The following is a 19,102-nucleotide window of genomic DNA, read 5'->3' on the forward strand; positions in this document are numbered from 1 at the left end:
CGAAAATAAATAAGTTGCTTATCTGTGTATAACTAATTGCCTTTGCTGGCGCGATAACTCTTCCACGCACCTGTGCTCCATAGCGCCCATATAACTAGTAAAGGTTGAAAGAGTAAGCGGGTGGCGCGTGCTTGATCGGTGTCTAGTCCAAATGCATCTGTGCCATTGAGGTATTGAGAGATATTGCCAGGAAAGATTGCTATAAAAAATAGTGCAACTATCCAGCCGATGCGGGTGCGGTATTTAAACAAAAAGATGAGTGAGAGTCCAAGAACAATTTCAACTACCCCGGATGCGATAACAACAAAGTCTGCTTGGCTGGCCAAGATGGTGGGTACTTGTGCTTGAAACTCTGTGCGACTAGTTGTTAAGTGAGTAATGCCTGCATAGGTAAGGGCTGCGCCTAAGAGAAGTTGTGCACTTCTTTGAAGCAGTTGCATCAAGACAAGTGAAGGTAGGAAAGGTTAGTTATTTTTTAGAAAGTCAGCAGCAGGTTCAAAGCCATTGGCTTCAAGCTTGGCAGCGATATCTGCCTTAACTGCGGCAACAACTTTGTGCGTGCCATTGCAATTCTTCTCAGGATCTGTTGAGTATCCGCAACCGCAAGCGCCCATGGTATTTCTCCTTCGTGTTGTAGTTTCCTCTAGAGCCAAATCTTATTGGCTCATTGCAATTCTGGCTTTCTGACATCGCCTCAAGTGCGAAATTTGTCGTTTTTTACTTCTTTGTCTGGCGCCAATGAAATATATACATCGGCGTTGCAACAGCAATAGTTATAAATGAGGTGAAAATACTCTTAATGGCTCGTATCTGATTATTTCTCTCTTGCTGCTCCAATAAGGCAGGCGATGGCGAATTCTCAGGGGTTGCATACGCATCTATAAACGCTGGATCAGGAAAGACTGTATTCATAATTGCATTAATGAGAGAGACAGTTGAAAAGAGAACCACAAGCAAGGTGATCAGGCATACCGCATAGAGATAGAGCGAACGCCAATCAATTCGATCATTGCGTGATTGCACCGCAGGGGCTTTAGCAGATTTCTTAGCAACGGCCATCGTTATCTCCCTATGTTTTCGATACTCAGATAGTAACTTGCCGGCAGGTTATCCACCATCGTTTGGGTGAGGTTGCGCTATCCGATGAGCTAATTAAAGTTAGGCTTGGGCATGAGCTTTTTTCGATATAACGATCCGTTGCAGCAATTTCTTGGCGCAATAATTGCGGCTCTGATTTTCCTTGCAATTCTTAAATGGGCGTTTTCCTCTAATCAAAAGATGATTGTGTTGCCTGTAAGTGCTGGTAAAAAGGATCAATATGGGTTGTTGATTCCTATTGAATCAGCCGAGGTTAAGTTAGATATCGCTTCTGCTCAAAAACTATTGGCAGATTCTAAGATCAAAGCCACGGTGACAGATACTTATGATGGCGAGCAATTAATGGTCTTTGAAAAAGATTATCAAAAGGCTATGCGCGTATTAGGAGTTAATCCGGATCAAGTGTGAGAGCAGTTTTACCGGCCAGGTATTTCTGTGACTAGCAATCCATTTGTAACCAAAATGGGATAGTGGACCAAGACCAGAGATTGTGGCTGCCAAAAATTTGTTTCCCCGTGCTTTAAGTAGAAACGCAACTGCTTGTGCTCCGCTTAGGCGAAGTTGCTCATGGAGTGCAAATACTTCTTTAGAGCACTGCTCTTTACTCAGATTCAAGCGTGCTAAATCTGTAGTGTGAAAATCAAGGGCAGTTATTGCTAGTTTTTTACTTACCCAATTAATTGAGTTTTTACATAACTCGCATTGCCCATCATAAACAACAATTATCTCGCTCATGTGTGAGCCGCTGCACATCTTTTCACTCTAAAAGTTTAACTCACATATTCACAGAAAGTTGTTTATACTTAAGAAGTCAGAATGGAGATAAATCAGTGCAACCAAATAAGTTAAGTGCGCTTAAGGAATTTGATGTAAAACTCATTGGATTCTTGAATCGCGTCAGCCTGCCTGCACTTCAAATCTCACTTGGAATCATTTTTATTTGGTACGGAGCGCTTAAGATTTTCGGTGATAGCCCGGCAAATGATCTGATTACAAAGACTATTTATTGGTTTGATCCGGCCATATTTATCCCAGTCTTAGGTGTGTGGGAGATGGCAATTGGGTTGTGTCTGCTTGTTCCATCTTTTTTTCGAGTCGGACTCTTTCTGTTGGCACTGCAAATGCCAGGAACTTTCTTGCCTTTAATTTTACTTCCTGAAGTTTGTTTTCAATCTGTTCCATTTAACTTAACTCTTGAAGGCCAATACATCGTTAAAAACCTAGTTCTAATCGGTGCAGCAATAGTCGTTGGTGGCAGGCTCACTCCATTAGCCAATAAGAAGTTAACTCCTTAAGCAGAGATTTAAAGTTATATGGCGAATAAAGAGTTGAAACGAATTATCTATATCCCCTTTGATCATCTGCATCGTAACTTTGGAGCACTAAAAGAGGCCGACCCAGCACATGATGTGATTGCCTTCGTTGAAAGTGCTCGTATGACAAGCGGGCGCAAGTGGCACACAGAACGACTCTTCTTTCTTATCTCTAGTGCCAGACACTTCGCCCGATCTCTAGAAGAAGAGGGCTTTAGGGTTGACTACATTAAGGCGCCAACAACAATTGATGGACTAAAAGTTATTTCTGACAAACACAAAGGCCTTCCGATCCTCTGCGCAGAACCGAGTTCATTTAGGCAATATGAGGCGCTTAAGAAGTACAAAGTCTCATTTGTTGATAATGATTTCTTTCTGACTCCCCGTCCGCTCTTTAAAGAGTGGGCTGATGGTCAAAAGAATTATCTGATGGAAAATTTCTATAGAAAACAACGTGTTCGTCTCAACGTATTGATGCAGGGTAATGAGCCCGCAGGTGGCTCATGGAATTTTGATAAAGAGAACCGTCTGCCACCACCTAAAAAATATGAAGGCCCCGCATATCTAGAGCATGTGCGAGATGAGATTGATCAACAAGTGGCAAAAGAAATTGGGCACACCCCCACAACAACCTGGGCAACAACTCGTAAAGGTGCGCTCAAGCAATTAGCAAATTTTATTGATAACCACTTTGGCGAATTTGGTCCACTAGAAGATGCGATGACAACAGATAACTGGGCCCTTCATCACTCGCTGCTTTCTCCTTATCTCAACAATGGCCTGCTGCACGCCAGTGAAGTAATTGAGGCAGCAGTTGCTGCCTTTAATTCTGGTCGTATTCCTATTGAATCTGCTGAAGGATTTATTCGACAAATCATTGGCTGGCGCGAATACGTCAACGGAATGTATTGGTATCTAGGCCCTGATTACAGAAACAACAATGAGTTTCACGCTAACCGCACACTCTTGCCACTATTTTCTGATCCTAATAAAACCCAGATGAATTGCATAAAGCAAACGGTGACTGACATTAATGAGCGCGCGTGGGTGCACCACATCCCGCGCCTAATGCTTTTGTCTAATCTTGCATTAGTCACCGGCACTAATCCGCAAGAATTTCTTGATTGGATGCGCGAAGTTTTTATTGATGCCTCCGATTGGGTAATGGTTCCAAATGTTATTGGTATGGGACTACATGCAGATGGCGGAGCGATGATGACAAAGCCATATGCAGCAGGGGGTGCATATATTTCTAGAATGTCTAACTATTGCAAGGGATGTGTCTATAACCCCAAGCTGCGAGTTGGAGATGATGCATGTCCATTTACGACGCTCTATTGGGATTTTCTAGATCGTTACAAAGAAGAGTTTGCCAAAAACCATCGCATGAGCCAACAAGTATTTGGACTTAAGCGTCTAAGTGATCTGCCTGAATTAAAGGTGCGTGCGCAGCAAGTGCTTACGGGGCTGGAGCAAGGAAAGATTTAACAGCGCTTTAACTCTGCATTAACGCTTGGATACAGGAGTTTTGTAACCTGTGAATACCCTGTGAATACTTTGATTCCCGCATATTTCAAGGGTGTGTGCAGTGATTTCAAGTTGCCCGTCATTCTGGCCCCACTTAATCTTCCATGGAAGAAAACCCAAACAAAGGAGATAGGTATGAAGCTTGTGCGCCCTGATGCATTTGCTGCAATTGCCGTCGCATTGGCGTTGACACTGTCAGCATGCGGAAGCGATTCAGAAGAGTCAATGGAAACAGCGACAGAAGAAACAAGTGTTGGAACAATCGTTGATGTAGCAATTGGAGCAGGAAACTTCGGAACTCTCGTGGCCGCAGTAACAGCTGCAGATTTGGTTGAAACACTCAGCGGAGCAGGACCATTTACAGTCTTCGCACCAACAGATGAAGCATTTGCGGCGCTGCCTGCAGGTGTTCTAGATGCACTTTTATTGCCAGAGAACAAAGCAACTCTTGCAAAGATTCTTACCTACCACGTTGTTTCTGGACAGGTAATGGCCGCTGATGTAACAGATGGTGATGTTGCAACAGTAGAAGGACAAACAATCAAGCTATCAACAATGGATGGCGTCAGCGTTAATGGTGCCAAAGTTGTTGCAGCAGATGTTGCAGCTTCAAATGGTGTAATTCACGCTATCGATGCAGTAATTCTTCCACCTGATGTCGATGTAGCAAAGTTACTTAAGAAGTAATATTTAAGTAATTACGCAAGTAAAGGCCACCTCAAATCTTGGGGTGGCCTTCACTTTTTCAACAGCTTTGTAGCAAAAATGAAATTGAGAAGAGTTAATCAAGTGCTGCTAACCTTTTTTCTAACTCTGCATAGGCGCTAAGAAATTCAGGGCTAGCAATCTCAGATTTCCAGCGTCCACTCGTTGCAGCCTGTGGAGTGAGCTCTGTTTCAAAGAAAGCGCGCATGGCCGGATCATCTTGTAGGCCAAGAAATGTAAGTAGTGCTTGATAGCTCTGCTCTCGATTGTTGATGGCTAGATCTTCTAACGCAATCGTGATCTGTTGCTTGGCTGGGATTGTGCGCAGTGCGTGGTGTGCATCGATTAGACGCTTTTGAATCCACTCAATTCCTTCTAGCGGCGTAGTTGGTCCCCAATTTTTTGTCAGTAGCGACGCAATCACATCTCGTGGATCTCGAACCATGTTGATGAAAAGCGCGTTAGGAAAGATTTTAAGGATTCGCTCTGCTTGGGCAATATTTAAAGGTGTGGTTTCCACCCAATACTTTTGGCCACGATGTGCCGCTTGGGATGAAATAAAGTTGCGCATGAACCTGCGCGCAGCCCACACTCGATTAATTCGAAGCTCAAAGATCAAAGTGGCAAGAAGTTTTTCTAATTGCTTCTTGGTAATTCCTGACTGTAATCCGCGTCCATGTGGCGGCGGGGCGTCTATATCCCACCAGGTATTCCAGATGCGATCTAAGAACTCAACTTGAATCTTCTTAAACTTCTCGCGTTTTCTCTTGTATCTGCGAAGCCGAGAACGAAGGTCTAGGAGAGCAATTTTCTTTTCAATATCAGGTGTGTCTCGTCCAAAAACTAATTGCAGCAAGCCAGATTTATTAGCCAGAAATTTAATCTCAATCGGAACACTCGTTCTGATGTCTTGATGAAGACCCAACAGATCGCCCACAACAGTTGTGCCGCTGCGCCCCGTACCCCCCACAAAAACAGGCTTCATTACATAAGAGTAAACCGATGAATATCATCTGTGAAACTCTAGAATGCACGTGTGAGCCATAATTTTTCACCAGTCTTTATTGGCGGCTCTGGACGCAGTGGCACGACCGTTACATTAAATATGTTGCAGCGACATCCACAATTTCATGCCAGCCTGCCCCGAGAAATCAAGTTTCTTACCAGTCGACACGGATTGCTCAATCTCATCTATCAACGCCCACTCTCATTGGAAGAAGATCTCCATGGTCTTCGAAACAATCTAGTCACCAGAGTGATGCCGCTACTTGGTAGAAATCAACTGCATTATTTCAGCCAAAAGCTAGATGGACCGTGGTGGAGCGAGGATGGCAAGTCAGGCAATCCGCGCGGTTTGATTCAATCTCTCTCCAAAGACATTGTTGAACAAGCACATCAAAGATTTATGCAATCAGTTAAATCCGACCCGGCCGGTGCTTCACGAGAGTTCTTTTATACGCTTGCCCAGGCCCAGATCAAAAAACCAGAAACTAAATACTTTGGCGATTCAACGCCTGTAAACATGATGCACGCTTATCACATCAAAGAGTTACTTCCGGATGCACGCTTTATCAACGTTATTCGAGATGGTCGAGATGTTGCGCTTTCCATTTCCAAAGAGCATTGGGGGCCAAATGATCCACACGCAGGTCTGTCGTGGTGGGCCAATCGTGTTTTAAAATCTGCCCAAGCGTTGGCAAAGATAGATAGCACTTTTGTGCATGAATTGAGAATTGAAGATCTAGTTGTGCGCAATAGAGATAAGTCCTATGAAAATATCCTGAACTTTTTGCAATTAGAGGATGCTCCTAAATTGCGTCAATACTTTCAAGAGCAGATGAGCACGGAACGACTACACATTGGTCGCTGGCGCAGTGAAGTAAAAGAGCCTGAGCGCTTTGATGCTACATACAGATCTTTGTGCGAAAAGCTTAAGAGCAAAGGTGTTGAAATAAAGGATTTAACTTAGTTTGTAATAATCCTAAATCCATTAATAACAATTACAGCTATTCCCACAAGAATTCCGATCTGCTTTCGTGGCAACTTAACAACGATACGCGCAGCAATGGGCGCCATGATGGAACCACCTAGTGCCAGGCCGCCCACTGCTGCCCAATTAATATCTAGTCGGTTGATATTGATTAGAAATCCAACACTTGCAGCGACGGCAACTATAAATTCGGCTGCGCTGACTGTTCCGATGATCTTTCGTGGCTCTATTGCCGTTGTTGTCATCATCGTTGGCGTAACAATTGGTCCCCATCCCCCGCCACCTGATGCATCGACAAAGCCGCCGGTGAAACCTAGGTATGTGAAATAACGCGGGTTTGTAATTTGTAGCGTTGTTGGTTGCTGAGAAAAGTTGAAAATATTGCGATAGAGCAGCAGAAAGCCTAAGAGCAATAAGAGCGTGGAGATAAATACCTTTGCACTGGATAGATCAATAGATGATAGAAATGTTGCACCCAAGATGGCACCTATTCCACCTGGAATTGCTAGTTGCTTCAGGATTTTCATATCCACATTATTTTCACGCCAGTGAGAAAATCCTGAGACTAACGTTGTTCCTATTTCTGCTGCATGAACGGCCGCAGATGCAACGGCTGCAGATGCACCAAGAGTTAAGAGCAGTGTGGAACTTGTTAATCCAAATCCCATTCCGAGTGTGCCATCAATGAGTTGTGCGATGGAGCCTGCGATTGCAAAGAAGATCCAATTCATAGAATGAACTTTAGTATCTGCTCCGTACTTATCTGTGTATCAACTTCGCCATTTATAGTGATTTCAGGATTTGTTGGTTTTTCATAATCTTGTCCAACACCTGTGAAATTGGGAATCTTTCCTTCGGAAGCTTTTTTATAGAGTCCCTTGGGATCTCGAGAAATGCAGACATCCACAGGTGTATCAACAAATACTTCGATGAAGTCGCCTTCGTTAAATACAGAACGTGCTCTTTGGCGATCAACTTCAAAGGGACTAACGAGTGCGGTGATGACAATGAGACCAGCATCTAACATGAGTTTGCCTACTTCAGAGGTTCTGCGAACATTTTCTGCCCGATCTTCTGCTGTGAAACCTAAGTCCACATTGAGACCCATACGTAAGTTATCGCCATCTAATACATAGGAGTGCATGCCAAGTGCGTGCAATCTTTTCTCTAGAGCATTTGCGATTGTAGATTTTCCAGAACCAGATAAACCTGTCAACCAAATGATTTTGGCTCTTTGATTCTTTGCACTTTCGCGAGCTGACTTATCTACTTCATATGCTTGATATGTAATGTTTTCACCGCGGCGAAGAGCGTGGCGAATCATTCCGGCGCCCACACTTTCAGAAGTAACACGATCAACTAAAATAAAGTTTCCAAATTCTCGCGACTCTTTATAGGGCAGTAGAGCAAGAGGCGCGTTAGTTGCAATTTCAACAACACCGATTTCATTCATGACCAATGTGTTGGCAGGTTTTTCTTCTCCTGTGTTTACATCAATGCTGTGTCGGATTTTTGTCACGATCACTGGAATTTGAGTGGGACCTGAGATCAATAAATATGAGCGGCTATGAATCAGTGCTTCTTCGTTAAGCCAGACAAGGTGTGCGCTAAAGCGGTCACTGCCTGAAATCTCTTCATTTACCGATGCAATTAAATCTCCGCGAGTGATATCTACTTCTGGTTGGAAAACAAGAGTGACGGCGTCGCCCTCATCAGCCTTTTCCACCTTTTTCATATCAGCAACAATGGTTGCAATAGTGGCAACCTGATTACTTGGATGAATGCGAACTTGGTCTCCGACACTCACTTTTCCGCGATGAATCGTGGTGCTGACACCGCGGAAATCTTCTGCTCGAACAATTGATTGCACGCGTGCACGCATTGTGACTTCTTCAGATTTTTTAGGTTGCCACGATTGAATAGATTCAAGCAGGCTCGATCCCGCATACCAAGGCATATTGGTGCTGTGGGCAACAACGTTATCGCCAACAAGTGCGCTCATTGGTATGAAGTCAATGTCAGGTAGATCAAATCGCGACATATGAGAGAGCAGGTCATCTTTAATCGCACTAAACACTTCGTGGCTGTAATTAACTGCATCTAGTTTGTTGATGGCAACTATTACTCGAGATACACCCATCACATTACAGATCATTAGATGGCGAAGAGTTTGGGTGCGAACTCCTTTTGTGGCATCGATGAGCACGATTGCAATATCTGCTCTAGAGGCTGCAACTGCCATGTTTCTGGTGTATTGCTCATGTCCTGGAGCATCAGAAATGATTAACCGTCTGCCATCTAGTAATGACATGGAACGATAAGCAACATCGATTGTGATTCCTTGTTCGCGCTCTGCTTCAAGACCGTCAGTGAGCAAGCTGAAATCAATATCTCCAGCAGCAATTGTTGAACCAGCTCTGCGCACATGTCGCGCCGCACCCACTGTGTCATGAGGAACGCTATCTGTTTCAACTAATAATCTGCCGATCAGTGTGCTCTTTCCATCATCGACACTTCCGCAGGTTAGTAAGCGAAGAACTGAGGTCTGCATTAGAAATACCCCTCGCTCTTCTTTTTCTCCATGGAATCTTCATGTGCGCCATCGATGAGCCGAGTTGCACGCTCACTGAGTTTTACAGCAAAAACTTCTTCTACTACTTCTTCAATCGTCTTCGCCTTCGATTGCACTGCAGCGGTTAATGGATAACAACCCAGAGTTCTAAAACGAACTTCGAGCATCTCAGGTTTTTCGCCAACACCTAGTGGATAGCGATCATCATCGACCATGATGAGTTGGTCTCCACGTGTAACAACTGGGCGCTCTTTGGCAAAGTAGAGAGGGTTAACTTCGATTTTTTCCTGCGCGATATAGCGCCAGACATCTAATTCAGTCCAATCAGAGATTGGAAATACGCGCATGCTCTGCCCCGGTGCTAACCGAGTGTTATATGTGCGCCACATTTCTGGGCGTTGATTACGTGGATTCCAGCGGTGTCCTTCATCTCGCAGACTAAAGACTCTCTCTTTCGCCCGAGATTTTTCTTCATCGCGTCTTGATCCACCAATAGCAGCATCTATTTGGTGATCATCTAGTGCTTGTCGAAGCGCAACAGTTTTCATAATTCTGGTGTATTCAGAAATACCTGTTGTAAATGGATTTACACCTGAATCAACGCCTTCTTTATTTGTATTAACAATCAGAGATAGGTTGTTATCGGCAACGACTTTGTCTCTAAAAGTAATCATTTCTTTAAACTTCCACGTTGTGTCTATGTGGAGTAATTGGAAAGGAATGGGGGCGGGATAAAAGGCTTTCTTGGCAAGATGTAAGAGCACCGATGAGTCTTTACCAATTGAATACATCAAGACTGGTTTGCGAAATGAAGCGGCTGTCTCGCGCAGAATCTCTATGGATTCATTTTCAAGTGCCTTGAGTATCTCCGTATTTACGCGCACCTTGGCATATTACTACTACTTATTTAGAGGACCGAGTAAATATCCTGCCAAACGGCTGGCTGGTTGCCCTGATCCTCCATGCTGACCTTTAAATGCTGCAGTGCCATCTGTTCCACACAAAGAAGTAATTGCTCCTGCCCCACCAGGATGTGAAGAGATCCAATTTGTTAGGTCATACACCTTTGAATCAATAGCACTCCAACATTTTTGTGCGCTGTTATTAGCTTTGACTTGTTCCATGGTGTATCCAGCAATGGTGGGAGTTGGTGTTGCAGATACAACTGGTGTGGGCGTTACTTGCCCGCGCAATACATCGCCTTGCACTCCTTCTCTATCGCCTACTCCAATTGTCACAGCAGCTTTAGTCCGTGATGTGATCACAAAACTATATGTGCCCTCTTTCGCAGTAGATGTGTATCTAGCAAGATAGAGATAATTTGTTGAGCTATATGGTTCAAAGAACTTTGTACGCTCGCTAATTTTTAGTGATGTGCTTGCACCCAGAGGGTCAGTAATTACTACAGTCGGTAGCTGTGAACTCTTTAATTTGTTTTCAGGCTTTTTATCAATGATGAGTAATTGAACAGAGAGTTGATCCCCTGCTTTAAATCCGGCACGAAAAGCTTTTTTCTCACCTGGTTTAGTAAATGAAGCACGCACCGCAAAAGAAACTGTGCCATCTACTAATAGTGGTCCCTTAGCCGCACTGGTATCTGAGTTAAGCAACACAACTGGTTGGTGCGCATTGGCAGGATACGAGGGCAAAACAAATGCCCCCAGGAGTGCGATGGCGATGGCCGTGCGTTTCATAGAAGAAAAATACAAGGAGGTTGAAGTTGGCGCACTACGAATATTCTGAGAATTGGATGTGAAATATGGGCTTAGAGCTTTTCCACCTTGATGACATCGCCAAAGGTGCCTGATTCAACCACGCTGATCTTGTATCCATTATTAATAGTGCTCTCACCCAGCTTTAGGGGCGCCGATGCCATGAATAATTCATTTCTTTCAATGGGCCTACCTATCGGAAGAGATAACTTCATTCCCAAGCCATGGCCTTCTAGAGTTACATCAATTTCATAGGCGATAACACCTTGAGATTCCAGTGGATGTTTATAGAACAAGCCCCCTGGACGCAAGGATTCAATGACAACTATTTTTGTTGAAGAGATAGGGATAACTACGGCCTTGCTCTCCTGTGTCTGCACAGTAGATGGCGCTATCCAATGTGTGGAAGTTGCACTCTCAGTTTTGCATTGAATTTGTGATTCACGCATGAAACTAAGGCGCACTTTCTCCCACGTTGTCAGATCGCCACCCCAGGGAGTCATCAAAGTCAGATGACCCATTCCGTATTCGGTAGTCAGATCTTTTTTAGTATCGCCGTAGTGATCATCAAATCCAATTCCTGCGTGCATTATTTCGTGAACCCACCAGAAGGGATGTCCCAGTAATGAATACCTATTCAACGATGGACTCTTTCCAAATGCAGGAAACTCTGTCATCACATTTGTGACTCGACCTTCCTTGGTTTCTAGCGCACCGATTGCTGCTTGAGAGAAGACATATGACTCGGTGCCAGGTGGTGGAACAATTATTGCCAGATTGGCGCCTGTGAAATCAATAAGAGGATCAACTGCTGCGACTAAATCCTTATTAAATTTCACATGCGATGGTGTATTCCAATTGTTGTGATGCACAAGTTGATAACTGCCTATGGTGGTATCTAGTTTCATGTATGAATTAGGAATGCGAAGGGTGACATTGGATCCGAAGTCACTGGAGTATTCAATCCAGTTGCGGAAGAAATCTAGAAATATTTTGTAGTCTGCTGCCGGTGTGCCAGTTGGCTTTGCGCTATCACTTGAATAAATAGGAATGAATTGAATGACGGTATTAGGTGATGGATGCTTTATTTTCGCGTTGTATTCATTTCGACCAGGTTCAGCGGTTGTATATCCCAAGTTGGTTCTCAGGTTACTTGGCGTGGTTAATTTGCAGGGTTCGAAGTTGCTAAATTTAGAAGCAGAATCAAAGGGCTTTGTGGGACGTTTGCTACCAAGTGAGTACTTGCCGAGCTGAAGCTGGCCTGCGCAACGGGTGAAGTCGTAGAAATAAGTTTGCAGTTCGGCTAATTCGGAAGGAATATTTCGGTCCATGTCACATGGTCCAAAGAAGAGAGTCTTATACCCATCATCTGTTGAGTAAGTCTTAGAAAAATCAACACGTTGAGTACTTGGTTTTTGTGCAACAACTCCGAGTTTTTTCCACACAAGCTTCTTGCCAGATTTAAGGCATGTGAATTTATAGCCGTTGACATTCTGTGTTTGATTTATTTTGCTACATACTGCGCCGGCTTTAGGAGCGGCGGCGTTGACGGGAATTGGCAAAAGCAAGAATGAGAGCGCCGTGAATACAGCAATGATTTTGCGCATGGGCTTAGTTTTTACCTTATGCCTGCTTATTACAAGGGTGAGGTTAGAGTTAGCCATGGCCATTGTTGCAATTGATCAAGGCACTTCAGGCACCAAGGCCCTTGTTATTGGTGATTCTGGTGAAGTACTCAGCCGTGGTTATGCACCCCTTGAATTACAACACGGAGCACCTGGTGTCAGTGAGTGCACGGCAGATAATTTGTGGCAATCAATAGTTATTGCGATAAAGCAAGCACTCGCAGGCAGCACAGAAAAAATCACTGCAGTGGGTTTAGCTAATCAAGGTGAATCAATCTTGGCTTGGGATAAGAGCAATGGTGATGCGCTTTCACAAGTCATTATTTGGCAAGATTCACGGTCGGCATCTTTATGTGATGAGCGAAGCGCTCACTCTGCATTTGTTTTATCTAGAAGTGGATTAACAATTGATCCCTACTTTGTTGCGCCCAAGATGGTGTGGCTACGAGAGCGTGTGAAAACAGGAGTTATTACAACAACTGATACGTGGATTATTGCTAAGTTAACTGGCAAGTTTGTAACAGATGTTTCAACCGCTTCTCGCACACTGCTCTTTGATTTACACACGCGCTCCTGGAGTACTGAGTTGGCAGATATCTGGGGTTTAGATGTGGGCGACTTTCCAGAATTAATCAATAACGATGCTGTGATCGGCGAAATCTGTCATCCAGATCTAGAACAGCTGCGCGGTGTTGTCTTAGCGGGTGCGATGGTGGATCAACCCGCTGCGTTGTTGGCTGAGAATTGTTTTAACGTGGGGCAAGCCAAGTGCACATACGGCACCGGTGCATTTTTGCTTACCAATATTGGCGCTGTGCCAAAGATTTCCAAGCACGGGCTTGCAACATCTCTTGCGTGGAACATTCGCGGGCAATCCGCCTATTACTTAGATGGCCAGGTTTTTACGGCAGCAACTGCTGTGCAGTGGTTAATTGATAATGAATTATTGGATTCAGCCGAAGCAATTGATTCATTGCCAGATGCGGGTGGCGTGATGGCAGCTCCTGGATTTGCAGGCTATGGCGCACCGCTGTGGAAACCACGTGCAACTGCGAGCATTGCAGGATTAACACTGAGCCATGGCAAAGGTGAAATAGCGCGCGCAATGGTCGATGGAATTGCTGCCCAAGTCGCAGATTTATTAGGAGCAATTGCCGCAGATGGCGTGAGCGTCACGCACCTGCGTGTAGATGGCGGATTAACGCAATCACACACATTGATGCAGATGCAGGCAGATCTTGCGCAAGTAGAAATCGAGGTCTATCCGCATCCAGATGCAACTTCCATTGGAGTTGGTAATCTTGCGACAATGGCCACACAAAGCGCACTGAACCTAGGAGATTTCGCATCTTCCTGGAAACCAGCCCATACATATTCACCTGCGTGGAGTACCGATCGCGCGCAGAGTTATCTTTCCAAGTGGCGCACACTTCCTGCAACTGCACTGGAATCCGCGCATGAGTAATAAAACTTATGACGTTGCAATCATCGGCGCCGGAGTTGTTGGCGCAGCAATTGCTCGCGAATTATCCAAACACGATCTCTCCATTGCATTAATCGATGCCGCATCTGATGTTGGAGATGGCACATCAAAGGCGAACACTGCAATTTTGCACACTGGCTTTGACATGGTTCCGGGTTCACTTGAATCCAGGCTCGTGGCACGTGGTTATCACTTGCTGCGTGATTATGCCCGCGAAGTCGGAATCGCAGTGGAAGAACTTGGGGCATTACTGGTTGCATGGAGTGAAGAAGAGCTAGCTAACTTGCCAAAGCTACAAGCAAAGGCTGTTGAAAATGGTTATAAAGATTCAGTAATCATCAGCGCTGCCGATGTTTACGCACGCGAAGCGCACCTAGGTAAAGGCGCACTCGGTGCGCTCTTTGTGCCAGGTGAATGGATTATCGATCCGTGGACACCGATTGTTGCCTTTGCAACGCAAGCAAAACTCTCTGGTGCGCAGATACGCCTTAACACAAAGGTCACAGGCGTCAGCGTTGGCGACACACATACCTTGCATACAAGCGATGGTGATATCACGGCGCGATATGTGATTAACGCTGCTGGTTTATTTAGCGATGAGATAGATGGTGTATTTGGAATTAAAGACTTCACAGTTGTTGCTCGCCGCGGAGAATTAATGGTCTTTGATAAGTTATCTCGCACGCTTATCTCTCACATTATTTTGCCTGTGCCATCTTCTATGGGCAAAGGTGTGCTGGTTTCCCCCACAGTCTTTGGAAACATCATGCTTGGGCCAACTGCGCAGAATTTAGATGATAAGAGCGCATCTGGTTCAAGTGAAGATGGTCTGAAATTCTTGCGCGAAAAGGGCAGCAAAATTGCTCCAGAGTTATTAGATGAAGAGATCACCGCAATTTACGCCGGCCTTCGCGCCTCAACTGAACACTCAGACTTTCAAATACGCGCCCATGAAAATCGTTACATCACAGTCGGTGGCATTAGATCAACTGGTTTAACTGCGTCTATGGCTATTGCAGAACACGTCAAAGAGTTATTAGTTGCTGGCGGTTTATCACTGGGGGCAACAAAGGCACTGCCACATGTGTCTATGCCTAATTTAGGTGAAGCATTTACTCGTCCATATCAAGATGAGAAAGCAATTGCGGGTAACAACCAATACGGCGAAATCATCTGCCACTGCGAACGTGCCACACGTGGTGAAGTAATCGACGCTCTTGATTCAACCATTCCACCAACAAATCTGGGTGGTCTAGGCCGTCGCACACGCGCAGGACTTGGACGTTGCCAAGGTTTTTATTGCCACAGCGAATTGCGAAAGTTGTTAGAAAAGAAATGAAAACTTCACAGGTAGATGTGCTCATCATTGGTGCGGGTCCCGCTGGACTGGCTGCTGCAATTGAATTGAAAAAATCTGGCGTGAAAAGTGTGCGAGTAATAGAGCGTGAAAGAGTTGCTGGCGGAGTTCCGCGTCACTCATTTCATCCAGGCTATGGCCTGCGCGATTTCAAACGATTCTTATCTGGACCGCGGTATGCGCAGAAATATGTTGATGCAGCCGTGGAGGCCGGTGTGCAGATATCAACATTGAGCACTGCAACAGAGTGGGTTAATGATTCACAAGTACGGGTTACATCCCCCGCCGGAATAGAAACAATTACTGCGCGATCAATTATTTTGGCAACAGGTGCTCGAGAACGAGCACGAGCCGCACGCGCTGTACCGGGTAAACGTCCTGCAGGTATCTACACAACAGGATCACTGCAACAGAGCACATACCTTGAAGATTTAGAGATCGGAACCCGCGCAGTTGTAGTTGGCGCAGAACACGTTTCATTCTCTGCTGTGATGACTCTTAAGCATGCTGGAGTGAAAACAGTTGCGATGCTGACGGATAAGAACAAGCACGAAAGCATTGGTCTTGTCCGCGTGGCACTGGGAATTTGGTATCGCTTTAAGTTGATCACAAAGACCGAAATCGTTGAAGTACTGGGAGACAAAAGAGTCACTGGCGTGCGCATCCGCCGCGCGGGAGTTGAAAGTGTTATTGCCTGTGACACCATTGTCTTTACAGGCAATTGGATTCCAGATAACGAACTAGTACGCCGCGGTGGTTTTGCCATTGATTCGATCTATAAATCCCCTGTTGTAAATGCCACAGCCCAGATAAGTGGTACTTCTATTTATGCCATTGGCAACTTAGTACTGCCTATAAAGGCCGCCGATCAATGCGCGGTAGATGCAAAGACAGTGGCTAAGAAAGTTGCAGCAAGCCTGCGTTAAGGCTGAACCACAATTCGCACGACATCTTCAGGCGTTGCACTGCCCTTGAGCTCTGCATCCACATTCGTTGTGATTCCGTTTATTTGCGCTGCTGCCAAAAATGTTAATTGCGATGCAATCTCGACCATCCAGTAAAACGCCGCCGGTCCTGCGCGATCCAGGATTCGCTGGGCCGTTGCAATCTGGGCATCGCTAAATTTCTCGCGATCATTTTTATCATCATCGATGACAGAGAGTAAGAAACGTTTAATATCTAGTCCAATGCCTGTGGGGTCAGTTGAGTTTTCGACGAGCTCTTTGAGTTCGGCGTCTAGGCCGCGCGGTTTCTTCTTACGCTTTTTACGGTTGAGAAATAGAAAGATGATCAGGGCTATGGCTATGAATTCGAACATGCCTCAAAGTTACAGGCCGTGACTGACAAAACTAGCCTAGACAGTTAGGCGCTTACGCAGTTCCTCTAGTTCACCCTTGCTTGCAGAAGAGACGCGCTGTGAAATAACACCGCGCTCGAGTAAGAGAATTTGCGATGCCATGGCAATTGTAAAGTCTAAATTTTGTTCAACTATCAAGATGGCATTGTTCTTGCCGTAGGTAATGAGTCGATCTTGGATTTCATCGACCACACCGTGCCACACACCCTCTGTTGGTTCATCCATCACAAGCAGAGTTGGTTGTCCGATTAATGCACGGGCAATGCCAACCATCTTGCGCTCTCCACCACTCATAGTTCCGGCCTTTTGATCGAGGCGGTCTGCAAGTTTTGGAAATATGTCCAAGACTGGCTCTAGGTCTGTTCGTTGTTTTTTAGGCAGGCGGGATGCTCCGATTAACAAATTTTCACGTACAGATAGATCAGAAAATACTGGGCGATCTTGTGGCACATATCCAATTCCAAGTCGAGTTCGCGCATAGGTTGAATTGTTTGTAATTTCTTTACCCTCAAAAGAAATCACTCCTGCACTTGGTTTAATAAATCCCATAATTGTCTGAAGCAGAGTGGATTTTCCAGCACCGTTTCGCCCAACTATTGCTGTGACTCCAGTTTTTGGAATCGCAAAAGATAGATCAAAGAGGACTTGGCTAGCCTCGTAACCACCACTTAAATTATTGATTTCTAAGTAATTATCAGACACGGGTGAGGTAAACCTCCTTCACCCTTGGATCATTTTCAATTTCCTGTGGAGTTCCGGTGGCAACGATGTTTCCATGGTGTAACACAGAGATGCGATTACACAGCTCCTTAATGAAATCTAAATCATGCTCAACTATTAAGACTCCACATTTTTTGGAGGCTTTCTTAATGAGTACAGCAGTGTCAGCACGTTCTTTTGGACTCATGCCCGCAGTTGGTTCATCGAGAAGTAAAAGGATTGGATCAACTGCCATAGCCATAGCGATTTCAAGCCATTGTTGTTGGCCATGTGAAAGTGATTTGGCTGGCTCATTTAAATACTCTTCGAGTTGAAACTCTTTTGCTAACTCAAGAATCTTCACTTCAAAAGCCTTTAAGGATGCGCTTCGAAGTTGCCTCCAGATGGATTCCTTGGCTTGCAGTGAAATCAAGAGATTTTCGCGAACTGTTTTCTCAAGATAGATACGTGCTAATTGAAATTTAATCGCCATTCCAGCTTTGGCTCTATTTTGTGGAGTTTTATTCGTGATGTCGCTTCCTTCAAGCAATATTGAGCCCTCGGTTGCGATTGTGCGACCACAAATTGTGTGAAGCAGAGTTGATTTACCTGAACCATTAGGACCAATTAATCCTACGATTTCATTTTGATTGATAAACATGGATGCGTTATCCACGGCTATAAGTGAGCCGAATTTTTTAGTAACTGAAGTGATCTCTAGAAGCTTCATGCGTGCGACTTCTTTCGGCGAGATTCACGAATTTTGGCTGGAAGTGATGTAAGTCCTTTAGGCAAGAAAATCATTGTGAGCAACAACATGAAGCCAACCAATATTGGCCACAAACTTGGTAGAGCATTTTGCATTTGGATATTAACTACTTGAAGAACGGTTAAGGCAATCAGTGGTCCATAAAATGTGCCTCGGCCACCTAAAACTACCCATAGAACTGTGGTTGTAGAAAGAGCGAGTCCGCTCATTGAAGGCGATACGAATCCTTCAGAAACTGCAAAGAGTGCGCCTCCTGATGCAGCAAGGGCTGCAGAAAATACAAAGACAGCGATTTGAACAACTGAGCGCTTGTATCCAAAAAACTCAGCGCGCTCTTCATCATCGCGCACCGCATTCATTGTTAGACCAAATTGAGAGTTAACAACAATTATGCAAAGAATCAAAGCAACTGCGAAGACTGCGAAGGCAAGAAAGAAGAGTCCCATCGCTGAGCCGATTTCTTTGCCAAAGATTGTTGGATATGGAATTCCCGGTATTCCATTTCCTGATCCTAATAAGGTCCAGCTATTTGCAAGTCGCTCACAAATATATGAAATTGCAAGAGTGACAAGTGCGACATATAGCTCGCCGACTCGTTTACCAGAGAATAAGAAAATGCCCAGTACCAAGCCAACTAAAGCGCCTGCAATTATTGCGACAAGAAGTAGCTTTCCGATGTCGGTATTTGTTGACTTAGTCGTGACAAGGCCGACGACGTAACCACCAATGCCGAAAAGGGCTGCTTGGCCGAATGTGAAGATACCTGTTTGTCCCCAACACATTTCAACACTGAGAACAAGTATTCCGTAAATGAGTATTCGAGTAACGATTTGAGTTAAGTAATCGTTACCTGCCACAAAAAGAACAGGACTAAGAATCGGTATCGCAAGAAGTA

The 19,102-nt window shown here is 44.8% G+C and carries 22 protein-coding genes; 8 read left to right on the forward strand and 14 right to left on the reverse strand.

Features of this window, described 5'->3' with window-relative positions; genetic code table 11:
* Nucleotides 1-32: 32 nt before the first annotated feature.
* The 3 genes from PHILAsVB114_RS04605 to PHILAsVB114_RS04610 form a co-directional block, all read right to left on the reverse strand.
* On the reverse strand, nt 33-440 hold the full coding sequence (locus PHILAsVB114_RS04605; RefSeq protein ID WP_095698207.1) for a DoxX family protein: 408 nt from the start codon (nt 438-440) through the stop codon (nt 33-35).
* A gap of 24 nt (nt 441-464) precedes the next feature.
* Entirely contained in the window at nt 465-614 is a 150-nt protein-coding gene (locus PHILAsVB114_RS06955; RefSeq protein ID WP_157906150.1) for a hypothetical protein, read from the reverse strand.
* A gap of 103 nt (nt 615-717) precedes the next feature.
* A complete protein-coding gene (locus PHILAsVB114_RS04610) occupies nt 718-1,059 on the reverse strand; it encodes a hypothetical protein (protein ID WP_095698208.1) in 342 nt (113 codons plus the stop codon).
* A 111-nt stretch (nt 1,060-1,170) separates the two neighbouring features.
* On the opposite strand from PHILAsVB114_RS04610, the gene PHILAsVB114_RS04615 reads away from it, so the two are divergent.
* Nucleotides 1,171-1,506, forward strand: coding sequence for a hypothetical protein (locus PHILAsVB114_RS04615; protein ID WP_095698209.1), 336 nt, complete (start codon nt 1,171-1,173; stop codon nt 1,504-1,506).
* Here the strand turns inward: PHILAsVB114_RS04615 and PHILAsVB114_RS04620 are convergent.
* Nucleotides 1,480-1,833: a thiol-disulfide oxidoreductase DCC family protein gene (locus tag PHILAsVB114_RS04620; protein WP_157906151.1), complete on the reverse strand. Its 354-nt coding sequence runs from the start codon at nt 1,831-1,833 to the stop codon at nt 1,480-1,482. The genes PHILAsVB114_RS04615 and PHILAsVB114_RS04620 overlap by 27 nt on opposite strands.
* 95 nt (nt 1,834-1,928) lie before the next feature.
* Between PHILAsVB114_RS04620 and PHILAsVB114_RS04625 the strand changes: the two genes are divergently transcribed.
* The 3 genes from PHILAsVB114_RS04625 (at nt 1,929) to PHILAsVB114_RS04635 (ending at nt 4,625) form a co-directional block, all read left to right on the forward strand.
* Entirely contained in the window at nt 1,929-2,393 is a 465-nt protein-coding gene (locus PHILAsVB114_RS04625; RefSeq protein WP_095698211.1) for a hypothetical protein, read from the forward strand.
* Between the two features lie 18 nt (nt 2,394-2,411).
* Nucleotides 2,412-3,899: a cryptochrome/photolyase family protein gene (locus PHILAsVB114_RS04630; protein WP_204246764.1), complete on the forward strand. Its 1,488-nt coding sequence runs from the start codon at nt 2,412-2,414 to the stop codon at nt 3,897-3,899.
* Between the two features lie 174 nt (nt 3,900-4,073).
* Complete coding sequence (locus PHILAsVB114_RS04635; protein ID WP_095698212.1) at nt 4,074-4,625, forward strand: fasciclin domain-containing protein; 552 nt, start codon at nt 4,074-4,076, stop codon at nt 4,623-4,625.
* Between the two features lie 94 nt (nt 4,626-4,719).
* Here the strand turns inward: PHILAsVB114_RS04635 and PHILAsVB114_RS04640 are convergent, their stop codons facing one another.
* Entirely contained in the window at nt 4,720-5,628 is a 909-nt protein-coding gene (locus tag PHILAsVB114_RS04640; RefSeq protein ID WP_095698213.1) for a sulfotransferase family protein, read from the reverse strand.
* Between the two features lie 51 nt (nt 5,629-5,679).
* Here PHILAsVB114_RS04640 and PHILAsVB114_RS04645 point away from each other — a divergent pair, with 51 nt between their 5' ends.
* Entirely contained in the window at nt 5,680-6,612 is a 933-nt protein-coding gene (locus PHILAsVB114_RS04645) for a sulfotransferase family protein (protein ID WP_095698214.1), read from the forward strand.
* Here PHILAsVB114_RS04645 and PHILAsVB114_RS04650 read toward each other — a convergent pair.
* The 5 genes from PHILAsVB114_RS04650 to PHILAsVB114_RS04670 form a co-directional block, all read right to left on the reverse strand.
* Nucleotides 6,609-7,364 carry a sulfite exporter TauE/SafE family protein gene (locus PHILAsVB114_RS04650; protein WP_095698215.1) on the reverse strand — a complete coding sequence of 252 codons (756 nt, stop codon included), beginning with the start codon at nt 7,362-7,364 and terminating at the stop codon, nt 6,609-6,611. The genes PHILAsVB114_RS04645 and PHILAsVB114_RS04650 overlap by 4 nt on opposite strands.
* The gene (gene cysC / locus PHILAsVB114_RS04655; RefSeq protein ID WP_095698216.1) at nt 7,361-9,184 is read right to left on the reverse strand and encodes a sulfate adenylyltransferase subunit CysN; all 1,824 of its coding nucleotides are present in this window, start codon (nt 9,182-9,184) and stop codon (nt 7,361-7,363) included. The genes PHILAsVB114_RS04650 and cysC overlap by 4 nt, the downstream gene beginning before the upstream one ends.
* A complete protein-coding gene (cysD, locus tag PHILAsVB114_RS04660) occupies nt 9,184-10,089 on the reverse strand; it encodes a sulfate adenylyltransferase subunit CysD (protein WP_095698217.1) in 906 nt (301 codons plus the stop codon). Before cysD ends, cysC begins: the two co-directional genes overlap by 1 nt.
* Nucleotides 10,090-10,104: 15 nt before the next feature.
* A complete protein-coding gene (locus tag PHILAsVB114_RS04665) occupies nt 10,105-10,899 on the reverse strand; it encodes a cytochrome b5 domain-containing protein (RefSeq protein ID WP_095698218.1) in 795 nt (264 codons plus the stop codon).
* 71 nt (nt 10,900-10,970) lie between these two features.
* Nucleotides 10,971-12,524 carry a hypothetical protein gene (locus tag PHILAsVB114_RS04670; RefSeq protein ID WP_095698219.1) on the reverse strand — a complete coding sequence of 518 codons (1,554 nt, stop codon included), beginning with the start codon at nt 12,522-12,524 and terminating at the stop codon, nt 10,971-10,973.
* A 55-nt stretch (nt 12,525-12,579) separates the two neighbouring features.
* Between PHILAsVB114_RS04670 and PHILAsVB114_RS04675 the strand changes: the two genes are divergently transcribed.
* From PHILAsVB114_RS04675 to PHILAsVB114_RS04685, 3 genes are read left to right on the forward strand one after another with little or no spacing between them, the layout of a single operon-like run.
* The gene (locus PHILAsVB114_RS04675) at nt 12,580-14,007 is read left to right on the forward strand and encodes an FGGY family carbohydrate kinase (protein WP_162287117.1); all 1,428 of its coding nucleotides are present in this window, start codon (nt 12,580-12,582) and stop codon (nt 14,005-14,007) included.
* Complete coding sequence (locus PHILAsVB114_RS04680) at nt 14,000-15,364, forward strand: NAD(P)/FAD-dependent oxidoreductase (RefSeq protein ID WP_095698221.1); 1,365 nt, start codon at nt 14,000-14,002, stop codon at nt 15,362-15,364. Before PHILAsVB114_RS04675 ends, PHILAsVB114_RS04680 begins: the two co-directional genes overlap by 8 nt.
* Nucleotides 15,361-16,308: an FAD-dependent oxidoreductase gene (locus PHILAsVB114_RS04685; RefSeq protein WP_095698222.1), complete on the forward strand. Its 948-nt coding sequence runs from the start codon at nt 15,361-15,363 to the stop codon at nt 16,306-16,308. The genes PHILAsVB114_RS04680 and PHILAsVB114_RS04685 overlap by 4 nt, the downstream gene beginning before the upstream one ends.
* On the opposite strand, the gene PHILAsVB114_RS04690 is transcribed toward PHILAsVB114_RS04685, so the two are convergent.
* The 4 genes from PHILAsVB114_RS04690 to PHILAsVB114_RS04705 are packed head-to-tail and all read right to left on the reverse strand — an operon-like array spanning nt 16,305 to nt 19,064.
* Nucleotides 16,305-16,700 carry a hypothetical protein gene (locus tag PHILAsVB114_RS04690; RefSeq protein WP_095698223.1) on the reverse strand — a complete coding sequence of 132 codons (396 nt, stop codon included), beginning with the start codon at nt 16,698-16,700 and terminating at the stop codon, nt 16,305-16,307. The genes PHILAsVB114_RS04685 and PHILAsVB114_RS04690 overlap by 4 nt on opposite strands.
* A gap of 36 nt (nt 16,701-16,736) precedes the next feature.
* Entirely contained in the window at nt 16,737-17,441 is a 705-nt protein-coding gene (locus tag PHILAsVB114_RS04695; protein WP_095698224.1) for a branched-chain amino acid ABC transporter ATP-binding protein, read from the reverse strand.
* Nucleotides 17,434-18,168: an ABC transporter ATP-binding protein gene (locus PHILAsVB114_RS04700; protein WP_095698682.1), complete on the reverse strand. Its 735-nt coding sequence runs from the start codon at nt 18,166-18,168 to the stop codon at nt 17,434-17,436. The genes PHILAsVB114_RS04695 and PHILAsVB114_RS04700 overlap by 8 nt, the downstream gene beginning before the upstream one ends.
* On the reverse strand, nt 18,165-19,064 hold the full coding sequence (locus PHILAsVB114_RS04705; RefSeq protein ID WP_157906153.1) for a branched-chain amino acid ABC transporter permease: 900 nt from the start codon (nt 19,062-19,064) through the stop codon (nt 18,165-18,167). The genes PHILAsVB114_RS04700 and PHILAsVB114_RS04705 overlap by 4 nt, the downstream gene beginning before the upstream one ends.
* Nucleotides 19,065-19,102: the final 38 nt, after the last annotated feature.

It is taken from the genome of Candidatus Planktophila limnetica (assembly GCF_002288365.1).
Classification (GTDB): Bacteria; Actinomycetota; Actinomycetes; order Nanopelagicales; family Nanopelagicaceae; genus Planktophila; species Planktophila limnetica.